This window comes from Archangium sp., assembly GCF_036389735.1.
Taxonomy (GTDB): domain Bacteria; phylum Myxococcota; class Myxococcia; order Myxococcales; family Myxococcaceae; genus Archangium.
In genome coordinates, this window is record NZ_DASVWK010000932.1 from 1 (window position 1) to 6723 (window position 6723).

Genomic DNA, 6723 nt, shown 5'->3' on the forward strand with positions numbered 1-6723 from the left:
AGCTGGTGGGCGTGGAGGCCAAGGGCGAGATCGCGGCGCTGGCGGACACCATCAACTCCATGACCACCACCCTCGGGACCTTCGCGGACCAGGTGACCACGGTGGCCCGCGAAGTGGGTATCGAAGGGAAGCTGGGCGGTCAGGCCAAGGTGCCCGGCGCCCGCGGTGCCTGGAGGCAGCTGACCGACAACGTGAATCAGCTCGCCGGCAACCTGACGTCCCAGGTGCGCGCCATCTCCGAGGTGGCCACCGCCGTGACGAAGGGTGACCTGACCCGGTCCATCTCCGTTGATGCCCAGGGCGAAGTCGCCGCCCTGAAGGACAACATCAACCAGATGATCGTCAACCTCAAGGAGACGACCCAGAAGAACACCGAGCAGGACTGGCTCAAGACGAACCTCGCGAAGTTCTCCGGCATGATGCAGGGCCAGAAGAACCTGGAGGCCGTCTCCCGGCTCATCATGTCCGAGCTGACGCCCCTGGTGTCCGCGCACCACGGCGCCTTCTTCCTCATGGACGTGGAGGACAGCCACCCGGTGGCCAAGCTCACCTCCAGCTACGCCTACCGTGAGCGCAAGAACGTGGGCAACCGCTTCCGCCTCGGCGAGGGCGTGGTGGGCCAGTGCGCCCTGGAGAAGAAGACCATCCTCCTCACCCACGTGCCGGCGGACTACATCCGCATCACCTCCGGCCTGGGCGAGGCCAGCCCCCTCAACCTCATCGTCCTGCCCGTCCTCTTCGAGGGCGAGGTGAAGGCCGTCATCGAGCTGGCCTCCTTCCACCCGTTCAGCGCCATCCACCAGATCTTCCTGGATCAGCTCACCGAGAGCATTGGCGTGGTGCTGAACATGATCATGGCCAACATGCGCACCGAGGAGCTGCTGCGGCAGTCGCAGAGCCTCGCCAACGAGTTGCAGAGCCAGTCGCGCGAGCTCACCCAGCAGCAGGAGGAGCTCAAGCGCTCCAACTCGGCGCTGGAGGCCCAGGCCCTCGAGCTGGAGGAGAAGGCCAAGCTGCTCGAGCAGCAGAACATCAAGGTGGAGGAGAAGAACCGCGAGGTGGAGCAGGCCCGTGCCTCGCTGGAGGAGAAGGCCGAGCAGCTCTCGCTCATCTCCAAGTACAAGAGCGAGTTCCTCGCCAACATGTCCCACGAGCTGCGCACGCCGCTCAACAGCATGTTGGTGCTGGCCAAGCTGCTCGCGGACAACTCCGACGCCAGCCTCAGCCGCAAGCAGGTGGAGTACGCCGAGACCATCTACTCCTCGGGTGGGGACCTGCTGTCCCTCATCAACGAGATCCTCGACCTCTCCAAGGTGGAGGCGGGGAAGATGCAGGTGGAGCCGCGCGACTCGGCGGTGGCCGAGCTGGTGGACTTCGCCCGGCGCACCTTCGGCCCCGTGGCCGAGCAGAAGAGCCTGGGCTTCCTCACCGAGGTGGGCCCGGAAGTGCCGGTCACCGTCTTCACCGACCCGAAGCGGCTGCAGCAGATCCTCAAGAACCTGCTGTCCAACGCCTTCAAGTTCACCAGCGCGGGCCAGGTGACGCTGCGCATCCGCATGGCGGACGCCGAGGAGCGCTTCGCCGCCCCCGAGCTGGTGGAGGCCGACCAGGTGGTGGCCTTCTCGGTCGTCGACACGGGCATCGGCATCCCCGAGGACAAGCAGAAGCTCATCTTCGAGGCCTTCCAGCAGGCGGATGGCACCACCAGCCGCAAGTACGGCGGCACCGGCCTGGGGCTCTCCATCAGCCGCGAGCTGGCGCGACTGCTGGGCGGTGAGATTCGCGTGAAGAGCGCGCGCGGAGCGGGCAGCACCTTCACCCTGTACCTGCCGCGCAGCTACAGCGGCCCCGAGCGCGGCGGAGAGCCGAGCGACGATCTGGACGGGGGCTACAGCCCCATGCTGCGCGAGCTGCTGCCCGCCGATGACGTGCCGGGCACCGCGGCCCCGCGTCCCCTGGTGGACAACCGGGATGACCTGCGCGCCGATGACCGCGTGTTGTTGGTGGCGGTGGACGACGTGGAGTTCGCCCGCGGCCTGGTGGCCACCGCTCACCAGAGCGGTCTGAAGGCCCTGGTGGCCACGCGCGGCGACGTGGCGCTCTCGCTGGCCCAGCGGCTCAAGCCCTACGCCATCGTCCTCCAGCTCGGCCTGCCCGTCATCGACGGCTGGAGCGTGCTGGACCGCCTCAAGAGGGATCCGCGCACCCGCCGCATCCCCATTCAGGTGGTGAGCGTGGACCGGCTGCGGGGCACCTCCGTTGGCAGGGGCTTCGTCTACCTGGACCGGCCCTTCTCCTCCGAGGCCATCCAGGGGGCCTTCAGCCACCTGGAGCTCAAGGCCAACGGCGCGCCCCGGCGGCTGCTGCTGGTGGACCCCAAGCCGGACCTGCGCGAGTGCGTGAAGCAGCTCGTCGACATGGGTGAGCCGCTGGAGATGCGCGAGCTGGAGTCGACCGCCACCGTGGAGGCCTTGGACCGCGGTGAGGTGGACGCCCTGGCCCTGGACCTCGCCTCACCCGGTGGGCGGGGAATGAAGCTGCTGGTGGAGCTGGTGCGCCGGCCCGCTCGGCTGCCCCCCGTCCTCCTCTATAGCGGCTCGCAGCTCCTGCCGGACGACGAGCGGCGGCTGCGGCGCTCGGCCGAGTCCGTGCTGCTCGAGGCGGCCGCTCGCTCGCCCGAGGCGGTGCTCGCCGAGGTGGGCCGCTTCCTGCGCCGCGTGGGCGACCAGTCCCGCGTGGCCGCCGAGGAAGTGAAGGAACTCTCCCGCTCCCTCACCGGCCGACGGGTGCTCCTGGTGGATGACGACGCCCGCAACATCTTCGCGCTGACCAGCGTTCTGGAGAGCCACGGAATGCACGTGACGTTCGCCCAGGACGGGCGGGCGGCCATGGACATCCTGGAGAAGAACCCGAACCTGGACGTGGTTCTGCTGGACGTGATGATGCCGGAGATGGACGGTTACCAGGCCATGCGTGCCATTCGCGCGGACTCCCGGTGGGCGTCTCTCCCCGTCATCGCCATCACCGCACGGGCCCTCAAGGACGATCGCGAGAAGTGCCTGGAAGCGGGCGCGTCCGATTACCTGTCCAAGCCGGTCGACACGGAACGGTTGCTGGAGCTGATTCGCCGATGGGTGGAGCCTTGTGCGGGAGCGAGATGACAGCGATGTCGTGGACCGAGGGTGGCGATGGTTTCCTGGCGCGGGCGGAAGTGCCCCGCGCTCGAATCCTGGTCGTCGATGACCACGCTCCCAACCTCCTCACCCTGGAAGCCACGCTCGGCGACCTGGGTGAGGTGGTGAAGGCCCACTCCGGCGAGGAGGCCCTGCTCCAGTTGTTGCGAGAGGACTTCGCCCTCATCCTGTTGGATGTGCAGATGCCCGGGCTGGACGGCTTCGAGACGGCCCGGCTCATCAAGGAGCGCGAGCGCTCGCGCTTCATCCCCATCATCTTCCTCACCGCGCGCAGCCGGGACGCCTCGCACGTGTTCCGCGGCTACGCCCAGGGCGCGGTGGACTACGTCCTCAAGCCCTTCGCGCCCGAAATCCTGCGCTCGAAGGTGGGCGTCTTCGTGGAGCTCTTCCTCAAGGAGGAGCAGCTCAAGCGCCAGGAGGCCCTGCTGCGCCGGCGCGAGCGCGAGGCCCTGGAGCGCGAGAGCGCGTACCGCTACCGCCTGCTGGGCGATGCCATGCCCCTGTGCGTGTTCGCCGCCAGCCCGGACGGCACGCTGCGCTACGGCAACAGGGCCTGGACGGAGCTGTCGGGTCTTCCCTCCGAGGCGGTGGATGACCTGTGGCGCTCCGAGGTGGTGCATCCGGATGACCGGGCCAAGGTCCACGCGGCCTGGTGCCAGTCCGTGCTCACCTCGCGCACCTTCGACGTCCAGTTCCGGCTGCGTCGCGCCAGCGACCAGAGCTACCGCTGGTTCCTGGGGCGCGCCGTGCCGGAGCGCAACGAGCGCGGTCGCATCACCGGGTGGATCATCACCGCCACGGACATCGACGATCAGAAGCAGTCGGAGGTGGAGCTGTCGCGGGCCAACGCCGCCAAGGACGCCTTCCTGGCCGCGGCCTCGCACGAGCTGCGCACGCCCCTGGCCGCGGCGAAGATGCAGGTGCAGCTGGCCAAGCGGAAGTTCGGTGCCGAGCTGACCGATGGGCCTCGCCGGGCGTTCGACGGGTTGGACCGGCAGGTGGATCGGATGACCAAGCTGGTGTCGGACCTGCTGGACGTGAGCCGGCTGCTCACCGGACGGCTCTCGCTGGACGTGGAGGAGTTGGATCTGGTGCCGCTGCTGCGCGCCTCGTGCGAGCGGTTGCAGGCGCTCTCCTGTCAGCACCAACTCCAGTTGGAGGTGCCCGAGACGCTCGTCATGTGGGGTGACCCGGGCCGCATCGAGCAGGTGGTGACCAACCTGGTCTCCAACGCCATCCGCTACTCGCCCCAGGGCGGGTCGGTGGATCTCCAGGCATGGGTCGACGGCGGCGAGGTGGTGCTGCGGGTGCGCGACCATGGCATCGGGATTCCCCCGGAGAAGCTGCCGGTCATCTTCGAGCGCTTCGGTCAGGCCCATGGAGCGCGCTACGGCGGGCTCGGACTGGGGCTGACCATCTCCCAGGGCATCATCGAGCAGCATGGGGGCCGCATCTGGGCGGAGTCCCAGGGTCTTGAAGGCCAGGGAAGCACCTTCCACGTCCGCCTGCCGGTTCAGTCCGTTCACCACTAGTGCCGAATTCCGTCCTTGCGGTCGGCCGGGGCAGGTGGATAGAAGAGAATGACGTTTGCGATCCAACGACCTTCCCGAAGACGTCCGGCGCCTCATCGGCGACCACATCGAGTCGGTGGAGCAGCTGGAGATCCTCCTGCTGCTGTACCAGCACAGGGGACGTGTGTGGACGGCGGAGACCGTGGCGCGGGAGCTGCGAATCGCCCCCATCTCCGCGGGGGAGCGGATGGACGACCTGGTGCATTCCGCCATCGTGGCCCGGGGGCAGGGCAGTCCGGTCGAGTACCGCTATGCGCCGGAGAGCCAGAAGCTGGATGTGGCGGTGGCCGGTCTCGCCACGGCGTACTCCGAGCGCCGGGTGACGGTCATCAACTTCATCTTCTCCAAACCCGTCGACAAGATCCGGACCTTCGCCGATGCCTTCCGGCTCCGGAAGGACGATGAATGACAATGGCTGACGTGGTATTCCTGCTGTGCGCGGTGACCAGCCTGGCCTGTGCGGTGCTGCTGCTGCGAGGGTATGCCCGGAACCGGGTGCCCCTGCTGCTGTGGAGCAGCCTCTGTTTCGTCGGGCTCGTGGTGAACAACATCCTGCTGGTGTTTGACCTGATCGTGATTCCCGGTCGGGACCTGCTGTTCTACCGGCACCTCTCCGGATTCCTGTCGCTCGCGCTCCTGGTCTTCGGACTCACGTGGGATTCGGAATGAACGACTTCCTCTCCGGCATGACGTCCGCCCTGTGTCTGGTCGCGGGGCTGTTCTTCCTCCGGTTCTGGAGGAAGACGCACGACCGGTTCTTCGCGTACTTCGCCGTCTCGTTCTGGCTGATGGCGCTGCACCGCATGGTGAATCTGTACCTGAAGGACAGCAACGAGCACCTCGTGGCGGCGTACTCCATCCGGCTGGCCGCCTTCGTGCTCATCCTGGTGGCCATCGTGGAGAAGAACTGGGTGCGCGGCGGCTCCCAGAAGTAGGGCCCGGCCCGGCCCGCGCGCTTGCTCACGAAGGGAAGGGGAGTGCTCCCGGTGGAGACGGGAGTTCCCACCCGTCGTTCACGGCCCCACTTCGCCCTACCCCTGCGCATGGCACTGTGTTTGCGGTGCTTCCGTGGCGCACTGGACGGAATGTCCGGCGGCGAGCGGCGGAGGCGTACCCGGGTATGAGCGCGCGGCGATGGATGGGGTGGAGTCTGGCGGGGGTGTTGGGAGCGACGTTGGGATGCGGAGGCGTCGAGCAGCCCCGGTGGGATGAGGGCAACACCGAGGCGGGCCTGAGCGCGGCGCCTCCGGTGGAACCGGGCAGCGTCGTCTACCCGGATGCAGGGGGCTGGACGTTCTACGGCCCGGAGCACGGCGTGCCGCGGGAGGTGTACGGCGTCACGGAGGACGAGGGCGGCAACCTGTGGGTGGCGGGGGGCGAGGAGGGCCTGTTCCTCTTGCGTCCGGGAGCCAGCACCTTCCAGCGCTTCACGATGGACGATGGCCTGCGGCCCTATGGGTACCTGCCGAATGGGAAGGCGCCGGTGGGACCGAAGTACCTCAAGGTCATCGCGGTGGCGGGCGGGCCGGCGGGCACGGTGTTCGTGGGCTACGAGGGTCAGGCGGACTGCGAGAGCAACTACTACCGCGGCAAGGGCATCAAGAACCCGAACGTCTACAAGAGCGGTGACGCGGACAAGGTGACGCTGACGGACACGGGCCTCCAGGTCGTCCACTACGACATCTCCTCTGGTCCGGGGGTGATTGGCGAGGAGGCGGGTGGCCGCGAGAAGGTCTGCTCCATCCTGCGCATCGTCTGGGACAAGAAGCACGGCAACCTGTGGTTCGGCGCCAACCATGCCTTCGCGTGGGGAGACCCGAACCACCAGGCCAACCCCACCTGCAACGGGCAACGGGCGTGCTCGGGAGTGCTGGAGCACACGCATCCGCACATCACGGCCAAGGACTCCTCGGGCCACCAGTTCCGGCTCACCGACGCCTACCATGGGATCGCGGTGC

The 6723-nt window shown here is 67.9% G+C and carries 5 protein-coding genes and 1 pseudogene; all 6 read left to right on the forward strand.

The genetic code is table 11. The features are described 5' to 3' along the window. Positions 1-3161, forward strand: a 3161-nt coding sequence (locus tag VF794_RS32970; RefSeq protein ID WP_331117087.1) for a response regulator, incomplete at its 5' end; no start/stop codon positions are given. A gap of 5 nt (positions 3162-3166) precedes the next feature. Further along, complete coding sequence (locus VF794_RS32975; RefSeq protein ID WP_331117088.1) at positions 3167-4726, forward strand: ATP-binding protein; 1560 nt, start codon at positions 3167-3169, stop codon at positions 4724-4726. 55 nt (positions 4727-4781) lie between these two features. Further along, entirely contained in the window at positions 4782-5174 is a 393-nt protein-coding gene (locus VF794_RS32980; RefSeq protein WP_331117089.1) for a hypothetical protein, read from the forward strand. Positions 5175-5176: 2 nt separating this feature from the next. Further along, entirely contained in the window at positions 5177-5434 is a 258-nt protein-coding gene (locus tag VF794_RS32985) for a DUF5985 family protein (protein ID WP_331117090.1), read from the forward strand. Continuing rightward, a complete protein-coding gene (locus tag VF794_RS32990; protein WP_331117091.1) occupies positions 5431-5700 on the forward strand; it encodes a DUF5985 family protein in 270 nt (89 codons plus the stop codon). The genes VF794_RS32985 and VF794_RS32990 overlap by 4 nt, the downstream gene beginning before the upstream one ends. A gap of 185 nt (positions 5701-5885) precedes the next feature. Beyond that, positions 5886-6723: pseudogene (locus VF794_RS32995) on the forward strand (hypothetical protein); the annotation flags it as partial.